Origin of the sequence: Streptomyces sp. NPDC050842, assembly GCF_044456565.1 — a bacterium.
Classification (GTDB): domain Bacteria; phylum Actinomycetota; class Actinomycetes; order Streptomycetales; family Streptomycetaceae; genus Streptomyces.
On sequence record NZ_JBITGA010000008.1, the window covers coordinates 375665 to 402537 of the forward strand.

Consider the following 26873-nt stretch of genomic DNA (forward strand, 5'->3'; position numbering starts at 1 on the left):
GCCGTGTCGCGGTCCGGGAGGCGCTTCCGGGCCGCAGCGCCGTGTCCGAAATCCGCGAGTCGGGTGTCGTCGGGTCCCGCACACTGGGATGCATGAGGGACGACGACACCCGCTACGAGGCGGTCAGCAGCAGGGACGCCCGGTTCGACGGCGAGTTCTTCTTCGCCGTCCGCACCACCGGCATCTACTGCCGGCCCAGCTGCCCGGCCGTCACCCCGAAGCGGCGCAACGTCTCGTTCTTCCCCACGGCCGCCGCCGCCCAGGGCCACGGCTTCCGCGCCTGCCGCCGCTGCCGGCCGGACGCCGTGCCCGGCTCCGCCGCGTGGGACGTACGGGCCGATGTCGTCGGCCGCGCCATGCGCATGATCGGCGACGGGGTCGTCGACCGCGAGGGCGTGCCCGGCCTCGCCGGACGCCTCGGCTACAGCACCCGGCAGGTGCAGCGCCAGCTCACCGCCGAGCTCGGCGCCGGACCCGTCGCCCTCGCCCGCGCCCAGCGGGCGCACACCGCGCGGCTGCTGCTCCAGACGACCGGCCTGCCCGTCACCGAGATCGCCTTCGCGGCCGGCTTCGCCAGCGTCCGCCAGTTCAACGAGACCATCCGCGCCGTCTACGCCCGCACCCCCACCGCCCTGCGGGAAGAGGCGGGCAGCGGCGCGGGAAGCCGTACCGCGCTCGCCGCCGGGGTCCCGCTGCGGCTCGCCCACCGGGGGCCGTACGCCGCGGGGGAGGTCTTCGACCTGCTCGCGGCCGAGGCCGTGCCCCGCGTCGAGGAGGTCGTCGGCGCCCCCGGCACCCGCACCTACCGGCGCACGCTCCGCCTCCCGTACGGCACCGGGGTCGTCTCCGTCGACGAGCGGTCCGCCGGGCGCTGGCTCGACGCCCGCATCCACCTCACCGAGCTGCGCGACCTCACGACCGCCGTGCACCGGCTGCGCCGCCTCTTCGACCTCGACGCCGACCCGTACGCGGTCGCCGAGCGCCTCGGCGCCGCCCCCGGCCTCGCTGCCGAGGTGACGGCCCGCCCCGGCGTACGGTCCCCGGGGACGGCCGAGCCCGAGGAGTTCGCGCTGCGCACCCTCCTCGGACCCGAGGAGTCGGCCCGGCTCGTCGAAGCGCACGGCACACCCCTGGCCACCGCCTGCGGCGGCCTCACCCACCTCTTCCCGGCCCCGGCCGACCTGACCGGCCACCCCGTCGCGGGGCCGCTGGCCCGCGCGCTCGCCGACGGAGCCGTACGCCTCGACCCGGGCGCCGACCGCGACGAGGCCGAGCGGGCACTGCTGACCGTCCCCGGCGTGACCCCCGAGTCCGCCGCCCTCATCCGGATGCGGGCCCTCGGCGACCCGGACGTCCTCCCCGGGGGCGCCCCGGACGCGGAGGAGTGGCGCCCCTGGCGCTCGTACGCGGCGCGCTACCTCGCGACCGCGCCGTAAGAGTCCGCGCCGTAAGAGTCCGCACCTAAGAGACCTCACCGGACACGGCTCAGCCCCAGAGCACCGCACCCGCCCACGCCCCCACGATCAGCAGGCACGAGAAGAGCTCGACGAGGACGCTCGTGCCGGCCGCCCGCATGACCGTCCGGGTGGCCGCCCTGGCCTGGCCGTGGCCGCCGAGGCGGAGGCGTTCCCCGAGGTAGATCCCGCCGACGAAGCCGGGGATCGCGCCGAGCACCGGGATCAGGACGAAGCCCAGGAGCGCGCCCAGGCCCGCGTAAAGGATCATCCGCCGGGTGATGCCGACGCCCCGGAAGCGGCGTGGTGGCAGCTGCCAGACGATCACCTGCGTGAGGAGCAGCAGACCGGTCGAGGAGGCCAGCAGGATCCAGGCGAGGTCCGTCCGCTCGTGCAGGGACCACCAGAGCATCGCGGCCCACACCAGCCACGTTCCCGGCACGCCGGGGGTCAGCACCCCGAACAGACCGAGCAGCATCACCGTCGCGACCATCAGGAGCTGCCACACACCCACGCTGCCCAGCGTCCCCCAGAATCCGAGTCCGCGCAGGTCGCGCGGCGCATACGGGGGGCGAGCGCGGGTCCGGGAGCGCTCAGCCGCGGGCCACCCAGCCCTTCTCGTACGCGTGCCAGCCCAGCTGGAGCCGGGTCGTCACCCCGGTCAGCTCCATCAGGCCCTTGACCCGCCGCTGCACGGTCCGCAGCCCCAGATCCAGCTGCTTGGCCACGCTCGCGTCCGTCATCCCGGCGAGCAGCAGCGACAGGATCTCCAGGTCCATCACGTCCGGGCCGGGGGCCTCGTCCTCGGTGATCTGCGCGCCCGCCCCCAGCCTCAGCGGCAGGGCGTCCCGCCACACCGACTCGAAGAGGCCCATCAGCGATTCGAGGAGCCCGCTCGCGTGCACGACGAGCGCCGAGGGCTCCGCGCCCCGCCCGGTCAGCGGCACCATGGCCAGGGACCGGTCGGCGACCACCAGCTTGGTGGGGACCCGGTCGGCGACCCGGATCAGTTCCTCGCGGCCGAGCGCCGCCGACAGTTCGAGCAGCCCGGTCGGGAGCGCGAGCACCTCGCGCTCGAGCACCACCCGGTAGCGCACCCCCCGCCCGGCGGCCTGCTCCTCCGCGTCGTTCTCCATCCCGGTGACCGCGATCGGCTTGCCGGTGACCAGGGCGCAGACCTCCTCCGTCGCCCCCAGCTGGAGCTGGAGGAAGCGGTGGGTGACCGCGCTCGCGCCGGTCACCACCTCCACCAGGTCGTGGACGGCGGACTCCGCCGCCTCCGCGCGATACTCCTCGGCGAGCAGCTTCGCCGCCAGCTCCGCCTGCTCCAGCTCGTGGCGCTGCTGGGTCAGCAGCGCACCGAGGGCCACTCCCGGCGGCGCCGCCACCCACCGTCCGGTCCGCGCCGAGGACTGCGCGGCGAGCCCCTGCGACTCCAGCCGGCGAAGCGCCCGCTCGGTGTCCCGCTCGGGCATGGCGAGCCGGTGCGCGAGATCGGTGACCTCGGCCGCGCCCAGCGCGACCAGCGCGCGGTACGCGGACTCCTGGCGTTCATCGAGCCCTATCGCTCCCAGCATGGTTGCCCCACCCCTCGCCGTACGTCCGATGGGCGCCCCGGATATTTCCGGGACCTTCACCGGAGGCATTCGTTCCGTTGGTGACCTGGCGGGAAACGGCCACGGCGTATTCCCGCCTTGCCCATCATCCCTGTACCGCCCTCACCTCTGCCAATGTGGCGCCACCGCAGCACCAACAGCCTCCGGAGACGGGTGTCTTGTGCCTTTTTTCCGGAATCAGATGGGGAGAGCGATGCGCCCGATTTCGCGTACGGCCCTGGGGGCGGCGACCGCCGTCGTCCTGGCCGTCACCGCGGTCGCGCCGTCCATGGCGAATGAGCCGCAGGACGACACGGCCGGCAAGCGACCGCTGGTCGGCAGCGAGGCCTCGGCCCGCGCCGGGGACCGGACGGCCACGGTGACCCTGGTCACCGGCGACCGCGTCCTGGTCACCCACGACGCCGAAGGAAACCCGGCGGCCACGGCGCTGCCCCGCGAGGACGGCATCGTCCCCCTCGTCCAGACGCGCCGCTCGGGCCATGACCTGTACGTCTACCCCGAGGACGCCACCGACGCGCTCGCCGCCGGCCGTGTCGACGAGGAGCTCTTCAACGTCACCGGGCTCGTCCGCCAGGGCTACGACGACGCCGCCACCACGACGCTGCCCCTCATCGCGGTCTACGGCTCCGACCTCGCCCGCTCGGTCCCCGCCGCCCCGCGTGGCGCCCAGCGCGGCCAGGTCCTCAAGACCGTCGACGGCGTCGCGCTCAAGGCCGACAAGAAGCAGGCCGCGACCTTCTGGGCCGACGTGAACACCCCGAAGGCCCGCTCCGCCGCCGGCATCGAGAAGCTCTGGCTCGACCGAAAGGTTCAGGCCACCCTGGAGCAGTCGACGAAGCAGGTCCACGCCCCCGAAGCCTGGGCCGCCGGCTACGACGGCACCGGAACCAAGGTCGCCGTCCTCGACACCGGCGCCGACACCGAGCACCCCGACCTCAAGGGCCGCGTCACCGCCTCGGAGAACTTCACCGACTCCGAGACCGCCGGTGACCGCCAGGGCCACGGCACCCACACCATCTCCACCGTCGGCGGCTCCGGCGCCGCGAGCGACGGCAGGAAGAAGGGCGTCGCCCCCGGCGCGGACCTCCTCAACGGCAAGGTCCTCAACGACTCCGGCTCCGGCGCCGCCTCCTGGATCATCGCGGGCATGGAGTGGGCCGTCGCCCAGGGCGCCGACGTCGTCTCCATGAGCCTCGGCAGCTCCGTCCCCACCGACTGCACCGACCCGATGAGCGCCGCCGCCGAGGAACTCGCCCAGAACAAGGGCACGTTGTTCGTCATCGCCGCCGGCAACTCGGGACCGACCCTCAACACGGTCTCCTCGCCCGGCTGCGCGCCCAGCGTCCTCACCGTCGGCGCCACCGACCGCGACGACTCCACCGCGTACTTCTCCAGCGGCGGCCCGACGATCGTCAACCACACCCTCAAGCCCGAGATCGCCGCGCCCGGCGTCGACATCTCCGCCGCCGCGGCCGGCGGCCGTGGCGTGTACGCCTACCAGTCCATGTCCGGTACGTCGATGGCCACCCCGCACGTCGCGGGCGCCGCCGCCATCGTCAAGCAGCGCCACCCCGACTGGACCGCCCAGCAGATCAAGGCCGCCCTCGTCTCCTCCGCCGAGAGCGACCTCCCCGGTGACGTCCGCCAGGTCGGCGGCGGCCGCCTCGACGTCAAGGCCGCCGTCGACCAGACCGTCCTCGGTGCCTCCGCCGTCCAGGGCGGCACGTTCGACTGGCCGCAGGACACCAGCGACCGCACCACGGTCTCCGTCCCGTACACCAACACCTCCGACGCCCCGGTCACCCTGAACCTGGCCGTCGAGAAGGTCACCGGCAACGACGGTTCCCGGGTGCGGAGTTCGGTCGCCCGCCTCGGCAAGCGCACCGTCACCGTCCCGGCCGGCGCCACCGCCCAGGTCCCGTTGGAGCTCGACCCCGACGCCCGCCTGGAGCGCGCCCAGTACGGCGACGTCACCGGCCGCGTCCTCGCCACCGGCCCCGGCGGCATCCACGTCTCCACCCCGTTCTCGCTCTACGTCGAGCCCGAGACGGTCACCCTGCGCGTCAAGCTGATCGACCGTCAGGGCAAGCCCGCCTCCGGCGCCTCCTCCCTCGACGTCATCGGCACCGACGACGCCAGTGGCGAGCGCCGCTTCAACGAGGGCGCCGCCGACCAGGTCTACCGCCTGCGTCCCGGCAGCTACTTCCTCTCCTCCTTCGTCACCACCCCCGACGCCGGAGAGGGCGCCACGCTGAACGACTCGCTCAGCTACCTCGGCCGCCCGCAGCTGGAGCTGAAGAAGGACACCACCGTCGTCCTCGACGCCCGCAAGGCCCACAAGCTGTCGGTGCAGACCGACCAGGCCACCGAACTCCGCGGCGCCACCCTCACGTTCTCCCGCTCCTGGGACGACACCTGGCTGCACGCCGGCACCGCCGCAGGACCGCGCACCATCCGCGGCTACTACGCCTCGGTCGAAGGCCGGGCAGACGAGGGCGCCTTCGAGTTCGGCAGCTACTGGCGCGCCGCCGCCCCGCAGATCACCTCGCTCCGCACGAGCGACGGCCTGACCCTGCACCCGCTCACCGGCACCCTCGGCTCCGACAACCTCGACGGCACGGGCTCCGCCCGCCTCGTCGACGCCGGAACCGGCACCCCCGAGGAGCTCAAGGCCGCCGGAGTCCAGGGCCGGATCGCCCTCGTCCGCCTGCCGGACGGCTCCAACGGCGCGGGCGCTCTCGCCCGTGACGCCAAGGCCGCCGGCGCAGTCGCCGTCGTCGCGTACCACTCGGCCCCCGGCCGCTGGTACCCGGCCGGTGGCTTCAACGGCCTCGGCCTGCCGGTCCTGTCCGTCCCGTCCGCGGAGGCGACCGCGCTCCAGGGCAAGCTGGCGACCGGCGAGGTCACCCTCGCCTGGAAGGGCACCGCGAAGAGCCCGTACGTCTACAGCCTCGCCTTCCCCGAGGACGGAGCCATCCGCGACGACCGGACCTACCGGGTCCGCGACCGCGAACTGGGCCGCACCGACGCCACCCACGGGTCGGCGGGCATCGCCACCGACTTCGTGGACTTCCCGTCCGCACGCCGTCCCGACGGCGTCCGCGTCGGCTTCTCCTCGCTGGAGGCGGTCCCCGCGCCCGGCGCCCGCACCGAGTACTACTCGGCCGGTGACACGCTCTGGGAGCCGATGGTCGGCAGCAGCTTCCCGTTCGGGGAGATCATGATCGGCACGCCGCACACGTACACGCCCGGCGAACGGCGCACCGAGAACTGGTACGACGGCGTCCTCGCCCCCACCGCCCCGCGCGACGCCACCGGCAAGCCGGTCCTCGTCTCCGAGCGGCAGGGCAACCTCATCGGCTTCGCCAACGCCATGTGGGGCGACAGCACCCACTACGCCGAGCCCGGCTCCTTCGGCGACATCGGCAACATCAGCCTCAGCCGCGACGGTGAGCTCCTCGGTGAGAACGGCTGGCCGTTCGGTGCCTTCGAGGTCCCGGCCGAAGCCGGGACGTACACGCTCGAACAGAACACCATGAAGATCGGCAGCAAGGTGTGGGCCCGCTCCACCTCCGTCAACTCGGTCTGGAAATTCACCTCCAAGCTTGACGAGAGCGTCTATTCTCAGGGCATCCCGATTCTCTTCCCCCGGTACGACCTTCCGGAGGACGGACTCAAGACCCTCGCCGCGACCGACGGCCAGCAGATCGGCCTCACCGCGACGGGTCACGCGGGCTACACCCCCGCAGCGCTCACCTCGGCCAAGCTCTCGTACTCCTATGACGGGGGCACGACCTGGACCGAAGCGCGGGTCTCTCAGCAGGGCGGCGACTGGACCGCGACCGTGAACCACACGGGCGCGACCGGCAAGCCCGTCACCCTGAAGACCGAACTGACGGACGCCAACGGCAACTCCGTCACCCAGACCGTGGTCCGCGCTTACGACGTGCGCTGATCACGACGATCCGCCGGGCGTCCTTCCCGTGGGGGGTGGGGCCGCCCGGCGGATCACTCATTCGCAGCAACGGTTTTCCTGATGTCCGTTTTCGGGCGCCGTGCGCGGTGGACAATATGGGCATGACTCAGCAGGGGGACAACTGGTGGGACAAGCTCTACGACGAGTCGGCGACGGACACGGCCCCGGCGGTCTCGGGTGACACACTCGACGACCACTTCGCCACGGCGCCCCGCGCCGCCACGGGCCCGCCGGGCCCGTCAGTCCCGTCGGGCCCGGAACCGGACCTGACGCCGGACCTGAAGCCGGACCTGAAGCCGGAACCGGAACCGGAACCGGAGCAGGCCGCGATGCCCGCGCCGGATCCCCGGACAGCGCCGCCCGTCCTGTCCGACCGGGCGCCCTGGGAGGCGCCCGAATCGGGACCGCGCTCCTTCCCGGCACCCCCGCCACCGCCGCCGCCCCCGGTCGCCCCGCCCGTCGAGACACCCACCGTCCAGGTGCCGGTGCCTCCGGGCGACGGAGATCCGGACATCGGCGCGGACGCCGACCTCACCGTCCAGGTGCCCGTGCCCCGCCCCCGGGCCGCCGGGTTCGTCGGCAGCCGACCGCCGACCTACGAGTCCGAGCCCACCGCCCTGCCCATCGCGCGCCCCGGCGAGCTCGCCGAACTGGTCGCCGACACCGTCCTCGACGGCGCCCGCTACGGCACCTGCACCCTGCGGGCCGCATCCGTACGCGGCGACTCCGCCCGCTATCGCGGCGAACCCCGGCGCGACGCCCTGCTCACCGCCCGCTTCGGTCACGACGAGGCCGCGCTCGTCCTCGTCGCCGTCGCCGCCGGCTCCCGCGCCGCCGAGGACGCCCACCTCGCCGCCGCCGACGCCTGCCAGTGGATCGCGGAGGCCGTCGGCCGCAGCCACGCCAGGCTCTCGGAGGACATCAGGACCGGCCGCCGCGGCGACCTCAAGTCCGGACTGCACCGGCTCACCGACCGTACGTACGGCAAGCTGCGCGCCCGCGCCGCCGACCGGGGCCTCGGCTCCGACGAGTACACCGCGACCCTCCGCTGCCTCCTCGTCCCCGCCGACCCCGACTGCCGTACGCGGGTCTTCTTCGGGATCGGCGGCGGCGGCCTGTTCCGGCTCCGCGACGGCTCCTGGCAGGACATCGAACCGCTCCTGCCCGAACCGGCCGCCGTCACCGGCGCCCCCGTCGTCGGCTTCGGCTCGCCGCGCTCACCCGAGGGCCGCTCCCAGGCCGAAGCCGAGCCCGAGACCGACGCCGACGCCGACATCGACGCCGGGTCCGAGGAGGGCGACCGGCTCACCATGAACCTCGGCGTCACGACCGCACCCGGCCGTCCGCTCATCGAGGAGCCCGTGCCGCCGCCCGCCGAACCGTTCCGCTTCCGGGCCTCCGTCGCCCGCCCGGGGGACACCCTGCTCCTCGCCTCGCCCGGATTCGCCGAGCCGATGCGCGGCGAACCCGCCCTCGCCCGCGAGCTCGCCACCCGCTGGGGCGGCCAGGAACCGCCAGGACTCGCCGCCTTCCTCGCCGACACCCAGCTGAGGGTGACGGGTTACGCCGACGACCGTACGGGGGTGGCCGTCTGGGAGGCGTAACGCGCCGGGTCATGTGTTGATGGAGCCATGGCCAAACAGAACGTCGCAGAACAGTTCGTCGACATCCTCGTGCGCGCGGGCGTGAAGCGTCTGTACGGCGTCGTCGGGGACAGCCTGAACCCGGTCGTCGACGCCATCCGCCGCACCCCCGCGCTCGACTGGATCCAGGTGCGGCACGAGGAGACGGCCGCCTTCGCCGCCGGTGCCGAGGCCCAGATCACCGGCAGCCTCGCCGCCTGCGCGGGCTCCTGCGGCCCCGGCAACCTGCACCTCATCAACGGCCTGTACGACGCCCACCGTTCCATGGCCCCGGTCCTGGCCCTCGCCTCGCACATCCCGTCCAGCGAGATCGGCCTCGGCTACTTCCAGGAGACCCACCCCGACCAGCTCTTCCGCGAGTGCAGCCACTACAGCGAGCTCATCTCCAACCCGAAGCAGATGCCCCGGCTGCTCCAGACGGCGATCCAGCACGCCGTCGGCCGCAGCGGCGTCAGCGTGGTCTCGCTCCCCGGCGACATCGCCTCCCTGCCCGCGCCCGACAAGGCGGCGGAGACCGCGCTCGTCACCTCCCGCCCCACCGTCCGACCGGGTGACGACGAGATCGACGCGCTCGTCCGGATGATCGACGCGGCCGACCGGGTGACGCTCTTCTGCGGCAGCGGCACGGCGGGCGCGCACGCCGAGGTGATGCAGTTCGCCGAGCGGATCAAGGCACCGGTCGGCCACGCCCTGCGCGGCAAGGAATGGATCCAGTACGACAATCCGTACGACGTCGGGATGAGCGGTCTGCTCGGCTACGGCGCCGCCTACGAGGCCACCCACGGGTGCGACCTGCTGATCCTGCTCGGCACGGACTTCCCGTACAACGCCTTCCTGCCCGACGACGTGAAGATCGTCCAGGTGGACGTCCGGCCCGAGCACCTCGGTCGACGCTCCCGGCTCGACCTCGCCGTCTGGGGCGACGTCCGCGAGACCCTGCGCTGCGTCGTCCCGCGCGTCCGGGCCAAGACCGACCGCCGCTTCCTCGACAAGATGCTCAAGAAGCACGCCGACGCGCTCGAAGGCGTCGTGAAGGCGTACACCCGCAAGGTCGAGAAGCACGTCCCGATCCACCCCGAGTACGTCGCCTCCGTCATCGACGAACTGGCCGACGGGGATGCCGTGTTCACCGTCGACACCGGCATGTGCAACGTCTGGGCGGCCCGTTACCTCTCGCCGAACGGACGGCGCAGGATCATCGGATCGTTCAGCCACGGCTCGATGGCGAACGCGCTGCCGCAGGCCATCGGCGCACAGTTCACCGACCGCAACCGGCAGGTGGTGTCGCTCTCCGGCGACGGCGGATTCTCCATGCTCATGGGCGACTTCCTCACCCTGGTCCAGTACGACCTCCCGGTGAAGGTCGTCGTCTTCAACAACTCCTCGCTGGGCATGGTCGAGTTGGAGATGCTGGTCGCCGGGCTCCCCTCGTACGGGACGACGAACAAGAACCCCGACTTCGCGGCCATCGCGCGCGCCGCCGGGGCCTACGGCGTCCGCGTCGAGAAGCCCAAGCAGCTCGCGAGCGCCCTCAAGGACGCCTTCAAGCACAAGGGCCCGGCCCTCGTGGACGTCGTCACCGACCCCAATGCCCTCTCCATCCCGCCCAGGATCAGCAGCGACATGGTCACCGGCTTCGCCCTCTCCGCCAGCAAGATCGTCCTCGACGGCGGAGTGGGCCGCATGCTCCAGATGGCCCGTTCCAACCTGCGCAACGTCCCCCGGCTCTGACCCCCGGCTCCGTCCCCGCTCCGAGTCGCCCGGCTCCGAGGGAATGCGGGCGCCCCCGTGGGGCATGCATCCCCGTGAGCCTGTTCGACGACGTGTGGGTGGGGGTTATGGCCGGGGAGGCGCGACAGCCGACTCAACTGCTCAGGAAGGTGGGATGCGCGGATCTCACCGCGGTGCCGGAGGTGCGACATGCCTTGCGAGAACTGCTGCGGAAATGGGGCGGACCGGGCGCCTCCGACGTGGCCGAACTGCTCACCAGCGAACTGGTGACCAATGCCCTGGTCCACACCGAGCACGGCGCCGTCGTGACCGCGACGGTCGTCCCCGAGCAACTGAGGGTCGAGGTCCGCGACTTCGTCCCCGGGCTCGCACCGCCGCACGTACCGCCCGCCGACGACGGTACGCGTACGCACGGCCGGGGGCTCGTCCTCGTCCAGGCGCTCGCCGACTCCTGGGGAGTCGAGGAGTACGGGGCGGGCAAGGTGGTCTGGTTCGAACTGAACGGCGGGGCCGCCTGAGAGGCGGCCCCGCCGGATTTCCGTAGGTCCCTGTTCAGCCGAACTGCTGCTCCAGGTCCTTGAGCTTGCGCTCCAGGGAGTCGAGCCGGGGCAGCGTCTGGGTGTCGTCCTCAGCGGTGAGGTCCACCGTGCGGGACTCGGCGCCCCTCACGGCTTGCAGGGAGGGCCGGGGTCGAAGCGGCAGTTGTCCGGGATCCGCTATGGCGGGCTCCGCGACGGCGGCCTGCACGGCCGGCGTCGCGGAGCCGGAGCCCGTACCCGAACCGGAACCCGGGCCCGAGCCCGTACCGGCGCCGCCCGCGGCGCCCAAGGCCGCCATCTCGACCTGACGGTCGGTGCCGCCGCCGCGGCCGAGCCCGAAGGCGCGGTGCTGGCGGTTGATGGCCTTGAGCCGCGCCCGGTCGAGCTTGACCTGGTCGCGCCGGCGGAGCCGGTTCTGCTCCTTCTCCCGCCGGTCCTCGCGCACCTCGTCGACCGCCTCGTCCAGCGTCCGTACGTTCTCCAGGAGCATCAGCGACCAGGCCGCGAAAGTCTCCCGGGGCGCGCGGAGCCACCGTACGATCCGGATCTGCGGCAGCGGGCGGGGCACCAGGCCCTGCTCGCGGAGCGCGGCCCGGCGGGTCTGCTTCAGCGCCCGGTCGAAGAGGACCGCCGCCGAGAGGGACATGCCCGCGAAGAACTGCGGTGCCCCGTCATGGCCCAGGCCGCGCGGGGCGTGCACCCAGTTGAACCAGGCGGCCGCGCCGGCGAACAGCCAGACCAGGAGCCGCGAGCCGAGCGCCGCGTCGCCGTGGCTGGCCTCGCGGACGGCGAGGACCGAGCAGAACATGGCGGCGCCGTCGAGGCCGAAGGGGACGAGGTACTCCCAGCCTCCGGAGAGGTTGAGGTTCTGCCGGCCGAAGCCGACGAGTCCGTGGAAGGAGAGCGCCGCCGCGACCGCGGCGCAGCAGAAGAGCAGGACGTAGGAAGCCGTTCCGTACACCGCCTCCTTGCGTCTGCGGCGCTCCTCGTTGCGCTCCCAGGAGTCCTCGGCCGCGGCCTGGTCACCGGCGCGCTTCCCGCGCGCGAGCACCGCCACCGCCGTCAGGACCCCGGCCACCATCACGCCGCCCGGAAGCAGCCAGTCCAGCGATATGTCGGTCAGTCTCATGCGGTGTCCCTTGCATCGCAGTAGGGCGTTTGGCGGCCCATACTGGCCGACCCCGCGCGGCGCTCAAGCGGTTTCGGGGCAAGAGCACGCCATCGGGGTCCCAGGGCATACGAATAGGTGCGATCTGGTCGAACACCCGTGCAAGAGAAGGGGGTTGGGTTCGATTGACGCCACCCGTCCGGGTGGCGTAATCACTCGGGAGCCTCAGGCCGTCGCGGCCAGACGACGGACGCGCTCGGTGTCGCAGGTGCGCGGGCAGGTGAGGCAGGTGTCCTCGGGGCGCAGCGTGTAGAAGAAGCAGCAGGTCGCCCGGTCGCGGGTGGCGCGCGGGGCGCCATCGGGCCCCTCGGTGCCGGCGAGCTCGCGGAAACCGGCCGAACCGGCGTACGGCTTGTGCTGCTTGCGGGTGGCGGTGGTGCCCGGCAGGAGGAGTTCGAGCTCGGCCATCGCCCGCTCCTCCTCGCCGAGCAGGGCGCCGATGTACCAGAGGCCCTCGACGATCTCGTCCGTGGCCATGCCCCACAGGGCCCGGCGGCCGCGCTTCATCCGGGGGCCGAAACCGCCCAGGATCGCCTCGAAGTGCTCGGCGAGCGAGGCGCGCACCTCGGTCCGCAGCGCCTCCTCGTCGGCGACGACGCGGGCGCCGGGCAGCGCGGCGGCGGGGTCGCCGGGCAGGCAGGCGAACTCCTCGATGCCGACGGACATGCGGCCGAGCGCGCGCTGGAACGACACGTTCGCCGCGGGCAGCCGCGGCACCCTCCGGTGCAGGAACCAGGGGACGGTGACGAGGAGGCAGGCGGGCCAGGCGTAGCGGTGCAGTCCGAAGCTCGCGACGACGTCGGGGCGGGCCTGGGTGCCGTAGTCGCGCAGCACCTGGGCGTTGTCCCAGGCGAGGAAGGCGTCGAGGGCGGATCCGCCGGCCGCGAGCTCTTCGGCGCCGACCCAGCCGGCGCCGCGCGGCAGCCGTTCGTCCGGGGCCGATTCCTCTATCCGCAGGCCGGTGAAGACCTCGGCGAGCCGGGCGTACGAGGCCGCGACGGGCGAGGTCGGGGGTGCGGGCAACAGAGCGGGGACGGTCATGCGGACCACCGAATCGCGATCGTTAGCAGGTAAGCCTTACCTTACCCGAATCTCGATCGGCTCTCACCACCGCACGGGCCGCGTCCACCCCCGGGTCCCGCGGGTAGGCCCCCCGTGCCCCAAATGTCGGCCGTTCGCCTATGGTGCACAGGGGACCCGGGTATCGCGAGCCGGGCCCGGCACGAGGCCGCAGGAGGACCCGGGTGGAGCAGGGCGCAGCGCGCGAGCGGGCGACGGAGAGGCCGTACCCGCCCTTCGGCGACGCCGTACGCGTACCGGAACAGGCCCGTGGCGAGCACACGCACGGCGAACCGGCGGCGCGTCGTCCCGCCACCGCCCCCGGACCGCGCGTCGTCCAGCGGCACTCCGTCCGCGACCAGATCCTCGAAGCCCTCCGCACCGCCCTCGTCGGCGGCGAGCTCGTCCCCGGCGAGGTCTACTCGGGCCCCGCCCTCGCCGAGCGCTTCGGCGTCTCGGCCACCCCCGTCCGGGAGGCCATGCAGCGCCTCGCCGTCGAAGGGGCCGTCGAGGTCGTCCCGAACCGCGGCTTCCGCGTCACCGAGCGCACCCCCCGCGAGCTCGCCGAGCTCGCCGAGGTCCGCGCGCTCATCGAGGTCCCCGTCATGCTGCGGCTCGCCCGCACGGTCCCGGCCGCCCGCTGGGCCGACCTCCGCCCGCTCGCCGAGGCGACCGGGGCCGCCGCCGCGCGGGGCGACCGCGCCCACTACGCGGAGACCGACCGCGCCTTCCACCGGGCGGTCCTCTCCCTCGCCGGGAACGCGCAGCTGCTCGCCGTCGCCGACGACCTCCACCGGCGCTCCCAGTGGCCGCTGATCAGCGCCCCCGCCCTCCGCCACGGTGAGCTCGTCGCCGACGCCGCCGAGCACACGGCCCTGCTCGACGCCCTGATCGCCCAGGACCTGGCGGTCGTCCAGTCGCTCGTACGGGAGCACTTCGCCGGATCCGAGTACTGATCCACGACACACCCCCCGGAGGGTGTCCGGAGCATTAAGGTCGTTGACGTCAGACCGCCCGCACCGCGTCGTCCGTGAGGTGTCCCATGCCGTCCGCGACCCCGCCCCCGGCACGGGAGGGAGGCCGAGCCGTCACCGGTACGGAAGCCGAGGCCGCGGCCCTGCTCGGCTGGCTCACCGACCCGGAGGCGCCCCGGCTCTGCCTCGTCACCGGCGCCCCCGGCAGCGGCAAGACGGCCCTCCTCGACTGGCTCGCCGCGTACGGCCCGCGCTCGGGCGGCCGGCGTCGCACGCCCCGGGTGCTCGTCCCGCTCGCCGGACAGAGCGCGCTCGGCGCGACCTGGACGATCGCCGACCTCCTCGGTGTGGTGGCCAGGTCGCCGGACGAACTCGTCCACGCCCTCGCCACCAGCGAGGCGCGGCCCTCGGGCCGGGCCGTCCTCCTCCTCACGGACCTCCACGCCGCCGCCGAGCCCGCCGCGCTCACGGAACTCATCGGCGAACTCGCCGGGGTGGGCCGGGTCCGGCTCGTCGTCGAGGCCCGGACCGGGAGCCCGGCACCCGGGACCCTGCGCGCCGCACGCCGGGCGACGGTCGTGGACCTGGACGCGGACGGCGAACCGGCCCCCGCCGGCGGAGCCCCCGCGGAGCCCCCGCGCCCGCTGCCGGACCTCTCCGACCCGCTCGCCGTGTGCGCCGCCGACCCGCTGCTCGTCACCACCGCGTACGTCACCGGAACCGGTGAAGGCTCAGGAGAGGCCGGAGTTGACGACCACGGGGGACTCAGGACCGCCTGGCTGCGGGCCGGGCAGTCGCTCTGCCGCGCGCAGGCCCCCGCGGAACGGGCACTCGTGCTCCTCGCCGCGCTCGGCGACGGTGCCGACCCCCGGCTGCGGCCCGCGCTGGCCGAGCTCGCCGAAGGGGCCGCCTGGCGGCTCCGCTGGGCCCGCAACCGCGGCGACCTGACACCGCCCTGGCCGGGTCCCGTCGCCGTACTCGGCGCGGCGGGCGGCCCGTTGGAGGGCACCCTGCTCGTCGGCGACCGCACCGGCACCGTCCGCCTGCTCCACGAGGCCGACGCGAGCTCCGCCGGGCGGCTCCCGCACACCGTCCCCGGCCGGGTCACGGCGCTCGCGCCCGCCCCGGACGGCACGGTGCTGCTCCTGGACGACCGGGGCCGGCTGCACTCCGTCCGCGGTACGGTGCCCAGGGCCCCGTACCTGGAACGCCTCACCGAGGCCGTCTCGAAGACCCTGGCCCGCCACCCCGGCACGGCTCTCGCGGCGATCGCGGGCTCGGTCGTGGTGGGGGACCGGCTCGGCTCCGTGCACGCCTTCGGCCTCACCGGCCTGCACCAGGCGGCCCCGCACAGCGGCCGGGTCACGGCGGTCGCCGCCGTGGAGTCCGAGACGCCGTTCGTGTGTTCCGGCGGAGCCGACGGGACGGTACGGCTCTGGACCCCGGGCCGCGAGCCGCGCTCCGAACCCCTCGCGGAACGCCGGTCCCCGGTGGTCTCCCTGCACGCGGCGGAGACCCCGCACGGCCCCCTGGTCGCCGCGGCCTGGGCCGACGGCCTCGTCGAACTCCACCGCCCCGAGGGCGGCGCGACGCTCTCCTTCCGCCCGGGCCCCCCGGTCCGCGCGGTCGCCGTCACCGGCGCGGGCGCGCTGCTCGTCGGCACCGACGAGAGCCTGGTCTGCCTCGTACCGCGATCCCGGGAGAAGCTCTTCCGATCATCGCGCGAATCGTCTCCCGAGCGGTGACCTCGGCGGGGTCGTGACCGTTGAGCGGGTGAGTATGCCGCTGACATGTGGGAGGACGGCCATGACGGTTGATCAGGGCGCGGGGAAGACCGAGGCGGGGAAGGGCGAGGCGGGGAAGGGCGATCTCGCCGTGCACAACGACTGGTTCTCCAGCGGATGGATGCACCTGCTGCCGGGGTACCAGGCCATGCTGATGTGCATGCTCCTGAGCACGGCCGCGACGCGGCCCGTGACCGGGACGCTCGACGAGGTCGCGCGGGAGGTGTTCGGCGACTCTCCGCGCGACTTCCTCCACGGACTCGGTGAGGATCTGGACTCGCCGGTGCTCTGGCTGGCTCCCGACACCCTCGCCGCCGCAGAGGACACCGAGGAGGAGGCCCGGATCCGGGCGGAGGCGGCGGCGCGCCGGGCGGGCGGCGAAGGCGCCCTGCGGGCGGGGGGATTCCCCGTACCGGAGACGATCCGCGACCTCGTCGGCACGATGCTGGCGCTGGGCATCGCCCATACGACCGAGGGGCGTTGGTCCATGCCGGACCGGCTGCCCCTGCCGGAGGACGTGCTCGAACTCCCCGACGACCTGCGGGGGACCTTCCGGAGGCTGCGGCGAAGCGACGCCGCCGAGCCCTGGAAGCACGCCCTGACCGACTACCTCGACCACACCCTCGGCCGCCCCGGGGAACTGTTCACCACGCCGGGCCGTCTCGCCGAGGCCGTGCGCCTGAGCCCCGACGAACTCCGCGCCGCGCTCGACGACCTGGTGGAGGACGAGCACATCCGTCTCTACCGGGGAATCCCCCGGGTGCCGGTCGCCTCGGCAGGGGACCTCCAGGACCTCCAGCGCTTCCACCTCGTCACGGACTGGGAGCAGTACGACGAGGACCACGTGTACGTCCTGCGGCACTACGGAACGAACGAATAGGGGTTGCCTGTCGACGGCGATGGTGGATCCAATGGCGCCATGATCATCGGTGAGAACACGCCACCGTCGTCGTCCGGAGCGGACCACGCGGACGGCGAGCCCGTCCGCGTAGGCGCGCTCGTCCCGCTGACGCGGCCCGGCTGGGTCGGGGCGGGCCGGCATCTGCTCGCCGGGCTCGACCTGGCCGTCCGTGAGGTCAACGACTCCGGCGGGATCGACGGCAGGGCCATGGAGCTGGTGGTCCGGGACACCGCGGCCGACCCCGTGCGGGCCGCGGCGGCCGTGGACGAACTGGCAGGACTGGGCGTGGCCGCCGTGGTGGGCGAGTACCACAGCGTCGTCGCCCGCGCCGTCGCCGCCCGGGCCGACGTCCGCGGCGTGCCGTACCTCTGCTCCTCCGCGGTGCTCGACGCGCTCACCGAGGAGCCGACGGAGTGGGTCGCGCGCCTGGCCCCGGCCCAGTCGCGCGGCTGGCGGATCTATGCGGACTTCCTCCTCGGCGCCGGCCGGCACCGGATCGCCGTGGCGACCCAGCCGAGCGTGTACTGGACGTCCGGGACCCGCGTCCTGCGGGACCACGTCGCTCCCCGCGGCGGCACCGTCGTCGAACTCGACACGAACGCCCTCACGCCCGAGGCCCTGTGCGACGCCCTCGTCGACCACGGCGCGACGGCGCTCCTCCTGCTGGCCGGCCATCCGGAGCCGGCGGTGCCGATCGTCCGGGCCGTCCGGAGCGACCCGCGGCTCGCGGAGCTCCTCATCGGAGCCCCGGCCGGACAGCCGGAGTTCGCCGAATGGCTGGGAGCGCTGGGCGAGGACGGTGCCGGCATCCCGTTCCTGCGCTACCTGCCCGAACAGCCAGGCCCGCTCGGCGAACGCGTGGGGAAGGAGCTCCGCGAACGGCTGGGCGAGGAACCCTCCTTCGTCGCCTTCGAGGGCTGGGACACCGTCACCGTCCTCGCCGAGGCGCTCCGCGCCCATGGCACGGACCGGTCGGCCCTCGCCGGCTCATGGCCGCACGTGACGGCCGAGGGAACCCGAGGACCGATCCGCTTCACCCGCCCGCCGGGCATCGGCGTGTGGCAATGGGCGTGGGCGCCCATCCAGGTGGCCGACCGGGACCCGGCGGAACCCGATCGCTTCCGCATCCTCCACACCGGCTGAGAGACCGGTGTGGAGGTGCATCGCACGAAAGCCGAGGGAACGTCACTTTGGTGTTCCCGTCGACGATTTCACGTCGCCGTCCGGGGGGTCAGCTGAGCCGACAGCCAGGTCGGGACGCCGCCGAGGAGCCGGAAGAGACGCCTCGCCTCCGCGCGCAGCCGGCCCGCCTCCGGTTCCGTCTCCGTGTCGGCGAGGGCCGTGAGCGCCGGGGCCGTGCCGACCAGATATCCCAACTCCTCGCGGATCCGCAGCGATTCGGCGAAGCCGTGCCGGGCCTCCGCCAACTCGCCTTCCCGCAGGGCCAGTCCGGCGAGATGGCGCCAGGTGGAGGACAGCAGCAGCGAGTCCCCCTGGTCCGTCGCTCCCGCGTGCGCCCTGCGGTACGCGGCACGGGCCGCCTCCGGGGAGTCGCCGAGGTTCTGGGCGATGAGCCCGCGCCGGAGGTCCAGCAGGGGCCGGCCCTTGGCCGAGGGCCCGATCAGGGCCGCCGCCCGGCCCAGGGCCATCCGGGCCTCGTCGGCCCGGTCGCGTACCCCGAGGAGCGTGGACGCGTAGGCGAGATAGCCGCGTTCGCAGGCGGCGGCCCCGCGCTCCTCGTCGGTGCGGGCGATCGCCTCGGCCGCCCGGAGGGCCTCCTCGGCGTCGGCCCAGCCCTGTTCGGTGTAGAGACAGCGCTCGATCAGAAGGGCCGCCCGTTCGAGCGCGGCGGCCGGTTCGGTCGCGTACGGGGCGAGCAGCGCTGCCGCGTCCGTCCAGCAACCTCGGGAGCGGAGCCGCCATATGGCGGTCTCCACGGGAGTCTCCTTGCCGTAGGCGAGGGACGGATCTTCGCCACCCCTTGATTCGGAACCAGACATGGCGGTATCCGCCACATTGCCCTCCCCGAGCGCGCCATCGAGCTGTTGAGTAGACCCGCATCTCAGCACGAAGGGCAGCACCTGGCCAAGGGGTCAGGTGAAAGAATTCACAAGAGTCCGGGGCGGGCGGACGCCGTCGTCCGGGTGGCGACCGACAGGCCGTCAGATCGCCGTCGGGCCCGGGATCAGGCCCCGGCGCGGCCCGTCGGCCACTCCGGCCGACGGGCCGCCACCAGCTCGGATGTCACTCCTGCGGACTCCTCCGAAAGAGTGAATCCGCAGGACGCGCGTAGCTGTGGATCAGCCGTGGATCAACGGTGTACCAGCCGTCGATCAGCTCATCCGGAGGGCGAGGAAGAAGTCGAGCTTGTCCTCCAGGCGGGACAGGTCGCGGCCCGTGAGCTGCTCGATCCGGCCCACCCGGTAGCGCAGCGTGTTCACGTGCAGGTGCAGCCGAGTGGCGCAGCGCGTCCAGGAGCCGTCGCAGTCGAGGAAGGCCTCCAGGGTCGGGATCAGCTCCGCGCGGTGACGGCGGTCGTAGTCGCGCAGCGGGTCGAGCAGGCGGGCCGTGAACGCGCGGCGGACGTCGTCCGGCACGAACGGCAGCAGGAGGACGTGCGAGGCCAGCTCGTGGTGGCCCGCGGCGCAGACCCGGCCCGGACGGGCCGCGGCGACCCGGCGGGCGTGCCTGGCCTCCTCCAGGGCCCCTCGCAGGCCCTCCGCCGAGTGCACGGCCGCGCTGACGCCGAGCGTGAGCCGCCCGTCGTCGGCGAGGCCGGAGGAGAGCGGGGCGCGTACGGCGGCGAGCAGCGCGTCCGCGTGCAGCCCGAGCGCGGTCGCCGGGCCCTCGTCCTCGCTGTCCGGCAGCGGCGCGGTGGCCAGCGGGACCAGCGCGATCGCCTCGTCGCCGCTGTGCGCGACGGCGATCCGGTCCGCGGACTCGGCCCCGACGGTCGCCGGGTCGACGAGGATCTCCTCCAGGAGCGCCTGGGCGACCGGGCCGCCGTCCACGGCGTTGCCCTGACCGGCCTCCTGCTCCCAGTCGACGCGGGCGACGACGACCTGCCAGTGCGGGGCCGTGCCGAGCCCGGGCAGCAGCACCGGGGCCGCGACCCGCAGGCGGGCCGCGATCTCGGCGGGCGCGGCGCCCGTCTGCACCAGCTCAAGGACCTCCTGGGCGAGCCGGCGCCGTACCGTACGGGCCGCGTCGCGCCGGTCCCGCTCGACGGCGATCAGCTGGGTGACGCCCTGGAGCAGGTCGAGACGGGCGGCAGGCCAGTCCCCGGCGTCCGCCTCGACGGCGAGCAGCCAGTCCGACAGGACCGTCTCGCGCACGTCACGGGAGGCGGGGGCCGGGCCCCTGCCGGTGTTGCGGATCGGGAACAGCGAGTACGTGGCTCCGGCGATGCTCAGCCGGTGCGGGCCGCGCCGGCCCGTTCGGGTGGCGGCCAGGTGCTCGCCCGCCAGGGTCGCCGCGAGGCCGCTGTCGAGGGGCTCGCCGGCGCCCGCGATCTGGCGGCCGGTGGGGGAGAGGACCCAGGCCCGGAGGTCCAGGTCGGAGCCGAGCAGGTCGAGGACGACCTCGGGGCCGCCACCCGCCGGTCCTGAGGTCATGAGCCGCCGGTGCCGGTCGACGACGGCCGCCAGGTCGCCCGCCCGCTCGCCGGAGACCTGTCGAACAACGTGCTCGGTGATCGTCGCGAACGCAACGGTCTCGTTCACCGCGAAGAGCGGCAGCCGATGGCGCAAACACGCCTGTACGAGATCGTCGGGGATGTCGCCGAGCTCCGCCTCGCCCGCCGCGAGAGCCGCCACACCGGCCGAGGCCAGGATCCGGACGAAGGGCTCGGCGTCGGCCGCGTCCCGCAGCCAGGCGAGGCCGGTGAGCACCAGCTCACCGCCGGACAGGTACCGGCTGGGATCCTTGAGGTCAGTGGTCATCACACCGCGGACGGTGCGGTCCAGCTCGTCCTCGCCGCCGAGCAGGCGCAGCCCCAGCGCGTCGTTCTCCAGCAGTGCGCGCAGCCGCATCGTGTCGCCGCCGTTCCTTCGAGTGGGTGATCGTGGATGTCGCGTTGTCGACGGTGGCGTGGTGCCACCGTTTCCAGGGGAAAACGGAGAGGTTGCTGATCTCCGCCTTTCGTTCGAATCTACAAGACGACGACGGGCACCAGCCAACTCCTTCATGTTTTCGGTGACTGCACCCGGGCGAAGGTGGGCTTGTGTACTAGGCCACACACCGCGTTAACAGCACATGAATAAGAAAGTCGAGGGCCGGCCGTCCCCCCGGGCCCAGGCGTTCGACCCCCGATCACTAGAAGCACTAGAAGAGAGCCACCATGGACTTCCTTCGCCCCGCCAGCTGGGAGGAGGCGCTCGCCGCCAAGGCCGAGCACCCCACGGCCGTGCCCATTGCGGGTGGCACCGACATCATGGTCGAGATCAACTTCGACCACCGGCGGCCCGAGTACCTCCTGGACCTGAACCGTATCGAGCTGCTGCGCGAGTGGGAGGTCGGGGAGGAGAACGTCCGCCTCGGCGCGTCCGTTCCGTACACCCAGATCATGGAGAACCTGCGGACCGAGCTCCCTGGCCTGGCCCTCGCCTCGCACACGGTCGCCTCCCCGCAGATCCGCAACCGCGGCGGCGTCGGGGGCAACCTCGGCACCGCCTCGCCCGCCGGTGACGCCCACCCCGCCCTGCTCGCCGCAGGTGCCGAGGTCGAGGTCGAGTCGGTCCGCGGCAGCCGGTTCATCCCGATCGACGAGTTCTACACCGGCGTGAAGCGCAACGCGCTCCAGCCCGACGAGCTCATCAAGACCGTCCACGTCAAGAAGGCGGACGGCCCCCAGCAGTACTCCAAGGTCGGCACCCGCAACGCGATGGTCATCGCCGTCTGCGCCTTCGGCCTGGCCCTGCACCCGGAGACCCGGACGGTGCGTACCGGCATCGGCTCCGCCGCGCCGACCCCGATCCGCGCCAAGGAGGCCGAGGCCTTCCTGAACGCGGCTCTCGAAGAGGGCGGCTTCTGGGACAACGGCAAGATCATCACGCCGTCGATCGCGAAGCAGTTCGCCGACCTCTGCTCGGGCGCCGCCAACCCGATCGACGACGTCCGAGGCACCGCCAAGTACCGGCGCCACGCCGTCGGCATCATGGCCCGCCGCCAGCTCGGCTGGACCTGGGAGCAGTACCGCGGAAGCGGCCGCACGCTTGAGGGAGCTGCATAACCATGCGCGTCAATTTCACGGTCAACGGCCGTCCCCAGGAAGCCGACGACGTCTGGGAGGGCGAGTCCCTCCTCTACGTCCTGCGTGAGCGGATGGGCCTCCCCGGCTCCAAGAACGCCTGCGAGCAGGGCGAGTGCGGTTCCTGCACCGTCCGTCTCGACGGCGTGCCGGTCTGTTCCTGCCTCGTCGCCGCCGGTCAGGTCGAGGGCCGCGAGGTCGTCACCGTCGAAGGCCTCGCCGAGTTCGCCAAGGACCGCGCGGAGCACGCCGGTTGCGCCACCGGCACCTGTGGCACCTCCCTCGACGCCGCCAAGCGGTGGGAGGCGCGCCCGTCCAATAGCGGGCTCCGCCCGCGGGCCGGTCAGGACTCGCAGACCGGTGAGGGTGTCGAACTCTCCCCGATCCAGCAGGCGTTCATCGACGCGGGCGCCGTCCAGTGCGGTTTCTGCACCCCCGGTCTGCTCGTCGCGGCCGACGAGATGCTGGAGCGCAACCCGTCCCCGACGGACGCGGACATCCGCGAGGCGCTCTCCGGCAACCTGTGCCGCTGCACGGGCTACGAGAAGATCCTCGACGCGGTCCGCCTCGCGGCCGCTCGCCAGGAGCGTCAGGAAGAGGCGGTCTGACGATGGCTCAGAACACACGCACCGTTCCGGTGGGCACGCCCACCGACGTCACGCAGAACCACGTCAAGGGCGGCATCGGCGAGTCCACGCTGCGCCCCGACGGCACCCTCAAGGTCACCGGCGAGTTCGCGTACTCCTCGGACATGTGGCACGAGGACATGCTGTGGGGCCAGATCCTGCGGTCCACCGTCGCGCACGCCGAGATCGTGTCCATCGACACGACCGAGGCCCTCGTGATGGACGGCGTCTACGCCGTCCTGACGCACGAGGACCTGCCGGCCGCGAAGAACTACGGCATGGAGTTCCAGGACACCCCGGTCCTCGCCTACGGCAAGGTCCGTCACCACGGTGAGCCGGTCGCCCTCGTGGCCGCCGACCACCCGGAGACCGCCCGCCGCGCCGCCGCGAAGATCAAGATCGAGTACCGGGAGCTCCCGGTCATCACGGACGAGGCCTCGGCCACCGCTCCGGACGCGATCCTGGTCCACGAAGGCCGCGACGACCACCACTCCGGTCACGTCCCGCACCCGAACATCGTGCACCGCCAGCCGATCATCCGCGGCAACGCGACCGAGGCCGCCAAGAAGGCCGACGTCATCGTCACGGGCGAGTACACCTTCGGCATGCAGGACCAGGCCTTCCTCGGCCCGGAGTCCGGCCTCGCGGTGCCGTCCGAGGACGGCGGCGTCGACCTGTACGTCGCCACCCAGTGGCTGCACTCGGACCTCAAGCAGATCGCCCCCTGCCTCGGCCTGCCCGAGGAGAAGGTCCGCATGACGATGGCGGGCGTCGGCGGCGCGTTCGGCGGTCGCGAGGACATCTCGATGCAGATCCTCGCCTCCATCCTCGCGCTCCGCACCGGCAAGCCGGTCAAGATGGTCTACAACCGGTACGAGTCCTTCTTCGGGCACGTCCACCGGCACCCGGCGAAGCTCTGGTACGAGCACGGCGCCACCAAGGACGGCAAGCTCACGCACATGAAGTGCAAGATCGTGCTCGACGGCGGCGCCTACGCGTCGTCCACGGCGTCGGTCGTCGGCAACGCCTCGTCCCTCTCGGTCGGCCCGTACGTCATCGAGGACGTCGAGATCGAGGCGATCGGCCTCTACACCAACAACCCGCCCTGCGGCGCCATGCGCGGCTTCGGCGCGGTCCAGGCCTGCTTCGCGTACGAGGCCCAGATGGACAAGCTCGCGGCGAAGCTGGGCATGGACCCGGTGGAACTGCGCCAGCTCAACGCCATGGAGCAGGGCACGATCATGCCGACCGGCCAGGTCGTGGACTCGCCGGCCCCGGTCGCCGAGCTGCTCCGTATCGTCAAGGCCCGCCCGATGCCGCCGGAGCAGCAGTGGCTCGCGGCCGGCGAGGACGCGGACGTCCGCGCCCTCCCGGGTGGCCTCTCCAACACCACGCACGGCGAGGGTGTCGTCCGGGGTGTCGGCTACGCCGTCGGCATCAAGAACGTCGGCTTCTCCGAGGGCTTCGACGACTACTCGACCGCCAAGATCCGCATGGAGGTCATCAACGGCGAGGCCGTCGCCACGGTCCACACCGCCATGGCGGAGGTCGGCCAGGGCGGCGTCACCATCCACGCGCAGATCGCCCGTACCGAGCTCGGTGTCCAGCAGGTCACCATCCACCCCGCGGACACGCAGGTGGGCTCGGCCGGTTCGACCTCCGCGGGCCGCCAGACGTACATGACCGGCGGCGCCATCAAGAACTCCTGCCGGATCGTCCGCGAGAAGGTCCTGGAGATCGGCCGGCGCAAGTTCGGCTCGTACCACCCGGCGTGGGCCAACGCCGAACTCCTCCTGGAGGGCGGCAAGGTCGTCACCGACGGCGGCGATGTCCTCGCCACCATCGCGGACGTCCTCGAGGGCCAGGCCGTGGAGGTCGAGGAGGAGTGGCGCCACCGCCCCACGCAGGCCTTCGACCTCGTCACCGGCCAGGGCGACGGCCACGTCCAGTACGCCTTCGCCGCGCACCGCGCGGTGGTGGAGGTCGACACCGAGCTCGGCCTGGTCAAGGTCATCGAACTGGCCTGTGCCCAGGACGTCGGCAAGGCGCTCAACCCGCTCTCCGTCATCGGCCAGATCCAGGGTGGCACCACCCAGGGCCTGGGCGTCGCGGTGATGGAGGAGATCATCGTCGACCCGAAGACCGCGAAGGTGCGCAACCCCTCCTTCACGGACTACCTGATCCCCACCATCCTCGACACGCCGACCATCCCGGTCGACTACCTCGAGCTGGCGGACCCGAACGCCCCGTACGGAGTGCGCGGCATCGGTGAGGCCCCGACCCTGTCGTCCACCCCGGCCGTCCTCGCGGCGATCCGGGCCGCGACGGGCCTGGAGCTCAACAAGACGCCGGTCCGCCCCGAGGCGCTCACCGGCACCCTCTAGAACTCTCCGGGCGGTGTGTGCCTCCCAGGAACGTCACACTTCCCCGCCCGCACCGCCCGGAGTACTTCCCCCCAGCAGTACCCGCTTCACCAGCAGTACTCGCCTTGCCAGCACCACCAGCACCACCGCAGTACCCCCGTAGTACCCGCAGTGCCGATTCACTCCGTTCGTCTCGGGCCGTCCCCCGGGTCGTGCAGCCCACGCAGCATCCCAAATCCCGCAGCTTCAACCAGATCAGAATCCCTTCGAAGTCTGATGCGGGTGCCCCTTTGAACCTTGGGAGTAGGCCCCATGACCCAGTCGTCTGTGGAGCCCAAGACCGCTTCGGAGGACGCGGGCTCCGGCTCCAACGTCCCCGCCGGCCGTTCTTGGCTCGACCGGTACTTTCACATTTCGGAGAGAGGATCCACCGTCGCGACGGAGATCCGCGGCGGCGTCACCACCTTCATGGCGATGGCGTACATTCTCCTGCTCAACCCGATCCTCCTCGGTGGACCGGACGTCGAGAAGAACGTTCTCGGCTCCTCCGCCGTCATCACGGCGACCGCCCTCGCGGCGGCGGTGACCACCCTGCTGATGGGCTTCATCGGCAAGGTCCCGCTGGTCCTCGCGGCCGGTCTCAGTGTCTCCGGTGTGCTCGCCACCCAGGTCGTGCCCGCGATGACCTGGCCGCAGGCCATGGCCATGTGTGTCGTCTACGGTCTGGTGATCTGCCTCCTGGTGGTCACCGGTCTCCGCGAGATGATCATGAACGCGATCCCGCTCGCGCTCAAGCACGGCATCACCATCGGCATCGGCCTCTTCATCGCGCTGATCGGCTTCAACAAGGCCGGCTTCGTCGGCGCCGGCCCGCAGTTCGGTCCGCCCGTCACCATGGGCTCCGGCGGTGAACTCGTCGGCTGGCCCGTGCTGATCTTCGCCGTCACCCTCCTCGCCATCTTCGCGCTCCAGGCCCGCAAGATCCCGGGTGCGATCCTCATCGGCATCGTCGCCGGCACGGTCATCTCGCTGATCGTCAACGCGGTCGCCGACATCCCGGCCAAGGGCCCGGGCGCCTGGGCCAACGGCTCGCCCGAGCTCAAGGGCAGCGCGGTCTCGACCCCGGACTTCTCGCTCTTCGGCGACGTCGACTTCGGCGGCTGGGGCGACGTCGGCTACATCACGGTCGGCGTGATCGTCTTCACCCTGGTCCTCGCCGGCTTCTTCGACGCCATGGCCACCATCATCGGTGTCGGCACCGAGGCCAACCTGGCCGACGACAAGGGCCGGATGCCGGGCCTGTCCAAGGCGCTGTTCATCGACGGCGCGGGCGGCGCGATCGGCGGCGTCTCCGGCGCGTCCGGCCAGACCGTGTTCGTGGAGTCCGCCACCGGCGTCGGCGAAGGCGCCCGTACCGGCTTCTCCTCCGTCATCACCGGCCTGTTCTTCGCGGCCTGCCTCTTCTTCACGCCGATCACCCAGATCGTGCCCCGTGAGGTCGGCTCCGCCGCCCTGGTCGTCATCGGCGCGATGATGATGATGAACGCCAAGCACGTGAACTGGGGCGACAGCTCCGTCGCCATCCCGGTCTTCCTCACCGTCGTGCTGATGCCGTTCACCTACAGCATCACCCCGGGTGTCGCGGCCGGCGTCATCGCCTACACCGTCATCAAGGTGGCGCAGGGCAAGGCCCGCGAGGTCGGCGCGTTCATGTGGTGCCTGACCGGCATCTTCATCGTGTTCTTCGCTCTTCACCCCATCGAGAGCTGGCTGGGCGTCAGCTGACGTCGT

Annotated in this window: 19 protein-coding genes; 13 read left to right on the plus strand and 6 right to left on the minus strand. The window is 72.7% G+C overall.

The features are described from left to right. Positions 1-92: 92 nt before the first annotated feature. The gene (locus ACIBG6_RS27785; RefSeq protein ID WP_399225348.1) at positions 93-1436 is read left to right on the plus strand and encodes a DNA-3-methyladenine glycosylase 2 family protein; all 1344 of its coding nucleotides are present in this window, start codon (positions 93-95) and stop codon (positions 1434-1436) included. 49 nt (positions 1437-1485) lie between these two features. Here the strand turns inward: ACIBG6_RS27785 and ACIBG6_RS27790 are convergent, their stop codons facing one another. Continuing rightward, a complete protein-coding gene (locus ACIBG6_RS27790) occupies positions 1486-1968 on the minus strand; it encodes a DUF456 domain-containing protein (RefSeq protein ID WP_399225349.1) in 483 nt (160 codons plus the stop codon). Between the two features lie 79 nt (positions 1969-2047). Beyond that, complete coding sequence (locus tag ACIBG6_RS27795; protein ID WP_399225351.1) at positions 2048-3031, minus strand: helix-turn-helix domain-containing protein; 984 nt, start codon at positions 3029-3031, stop codon at positions 2048-2050. 232 nt (positions 3032-3263) lie between these two features. Between ACIBG6_RS27795 and ACIBG6_RS27800 the strand changes: the two genes are divergently transcribed. The 4 genes from ACIBG6_RS27800 (at position 3264) to ACIBG6_RS27815 (ending at position 10938) form a co-directional block, all read left to right on the plus strand. Beyond that, on the plus strand, positions 3264-7025 hold the full coding sequence (locus ACIBG6_RS27800) for a S8 family peptidase (RefSeq protein ID WP_399225352.1): 3762 nt from the start codon (positions 3264-3266) through the stop codon (positions 7023-7025). A 122-nt stretch (positions 7026-7147) separates the two neighbouring features. After that, complete coding sequence (locus ACIBG6_RS27805) at positions 7148-8650, plus strand: protein phosphatase 2C domain-containing protein (protein WP_399225353.1); 1503 nt, start codon at positions 7148-7150, stop codon at positions 8648-8650. Positions 8651-8677: 27 nt separating this feature from the next. Continuing rightward, entirely contained in the window at positions 8678-10420 is a 1743-nt protein-coding gene (locus ACIBG6_RS27810; protein ID WP_399225354.1) for a pyruvate dehydrogenase, read from the plus strand. Positions 10421-10527: 107 nt separating this feature from the next. Next, on the plus strand, positions 10528-10938 hold the full coding sequence (locus tag ACIBG6_RS27815; protein WP_399225405.1) for an ATP-binding protein: 411 nt from the start codon (positions 10528-10530) through the stop codon (positions 10936-10938). A 34-nt stretch (positions 10939-10972) separates the two neighbouring features. Here ACIBG6_RS27815 and ACIBG6_RS27820 read toward each other — a convergent pair whose 3' ends face one another. Both ACIBG6_RS27820 and ACIBG6_RS27825 read right to left on the minus strand, forming a co-directional pair. Continuing rightward, on the minus strand, positions 10973-12088 hold the full coding sequence (locus ACIBG6_RS27820; RefSeq protein WP_399225355.1) for a DUF2637 domain-containing protein: 1116 nt from the start codon (positions 12086-12088) through the stop codon (positions 10973-10975). A gap of 204 nt (positions 12089-12292) precedes the next feature. Continuing rightward, a complete protein-coding gene (locus ACIBG6_RS27825; protein WP_399225356.1) occupies positions 12293-13168 on the minus strand; it encodes a (2Fe-2S)-binding protein in 876 nt (291 codons plus the stop codon). Positions 13169-13371: 203 nt separating this feature from the next. Here ACIBG6_RS27825 and ACIBG6_RS27830 point away from each other — a divergent pair, with 203 nt between their 5' ends. The 4 genes from ACIBG6_RS27830 to ACIBG6_RS27845 all read left to right on the plus strand — a co-directional run bounded on the left by ACIBG6_RS27830 (position 13372) and on the right by ACIBG6_RS27845 (position 17988). Continuing rightward, complete coding sequence (locus ACIBG6_RS27830; RefSeq protein ID WP_399225357.1) at positions 13372-14142, plus strand: GntR family transcriptional regulator; 771 nt, start codon at positions 13372-13374, stop codon at positions 14140-14142. An 86-nt stretch (positions 14143-14228) separates the two neighbouring features. Further along, a complete protein-coding gene (locus ACIBG6_RS27835; protein ID WP_399225359.1) occupies positions 14229-15905 on the plus strand; it encodes a hypothetical protein in 1677 nt (558 codons plus the stop codon). 61 nt (positions 15906-15966) lie between these two features. Continuing rightward, positions 15967-16824, plus strand: coding sequence for a DUF6042 family protein (locus tag ACIBG6_RS27840; RefSeq protein ID WP_399225360.1), 858 nt, complete (start codon positions 15967-15969; stop codon positions 16822-16824). A gap of 39 nt (positions 16825-16863) precedes the next feature. Next, positions 16864-17988: an ABC transporter substrate-binding protein gene (locus ACIBG6_RS27845; protein WP_399225361.1), complete on the plus strand. Its 1125-nt coding sequence runs from the start codon at positions 16864-16866 to the stop codon at positions 17986-17988. A 68-nt stretch (positions 17989-18056) separates the two neighbouring features. Here the strand turns inward: ACIBG6_RS27845 and ACIBG6_RS27850 are convergent, their stop codons facing one another. After that, on the minus strand, positions 18057-18845 hold the full coding sequence (locus ACIBG6_RS27850) for a hypothetical protein (RefSeq protein WP_399225362.1): 789 nt from the start codon (positions 18843-18845) through the stop codon (positions 18057-18059). Positions 18846-19178: 333 nt separating this feature from the next. Continuing rightward, positions 19179-20876: a PucR family transcriptional regulator gene (locus ACIBG6_RS27855; RefSeq protein ID WP_399225363.1), complete on the minus strand. Its 1698-nt coding sequence runs from the start codon at positions 20874-20876 to the stop codon at positions 19179-19181. 308 nt (positions 20877-21184) lie between these two features. Here ACIBG6_RS27855 and ACIBG6_RS27860 point away from each other — a divergent pair, with 308 nt between their 5' ends. From ACIBG6_RS27860 to ACIBG6_RS27875, 4 genes are all read left to right on the plus strand, one after another. Then, complete coding sequence (locus ACIBG6_RS27860) at positions 21185-22075, plus strand: xanthine dehydrogenase family protein subunit M (RefSeq protein WP_024760265.1); 891 nt, start codon at positions 21185-21187, stop codon at positions 22073-22075. A 2-nt stretch (positions 22076-22077) separates the two neighbouring features. Beyond that, entirely contained in the window at positions 22078-22701 is a 624-nt protein-coding gene (locus ACIBG6_RS27865) for a (2Fe-2S)-binding protein (RefSeq protein WP_399225366.1), read from the plus strand. A gap of 2 nt (positions 22702-22703) precedes the next feature. Further along, positions 22704-25103, plus strand: a complete 2400-nt coding sequence (locus ACIBG6_RS27870; protein ID WP_399225367.1) for a xanthine dehydrogenase family protein molybdopterin-binding subunit — start codon at positions 22704-22706, stop codon at positions 25101-25103. A gap of 291 nt (positions 25104-25394) precedes the next feature. Beyond that, the gene (locus tag ACIBG6_RS27875) at positions 25395-26867 is read left to right on the plus strand and encodes an NCS2 family permease (protein WP_329620576.1); all 1473 of its coding nucleotides are present in this window, start codon (positions 25395-25397) and stop codon (positions 26865-26867) included. Positions 26868-26873 lie beyond the last annotated feature (6 nt).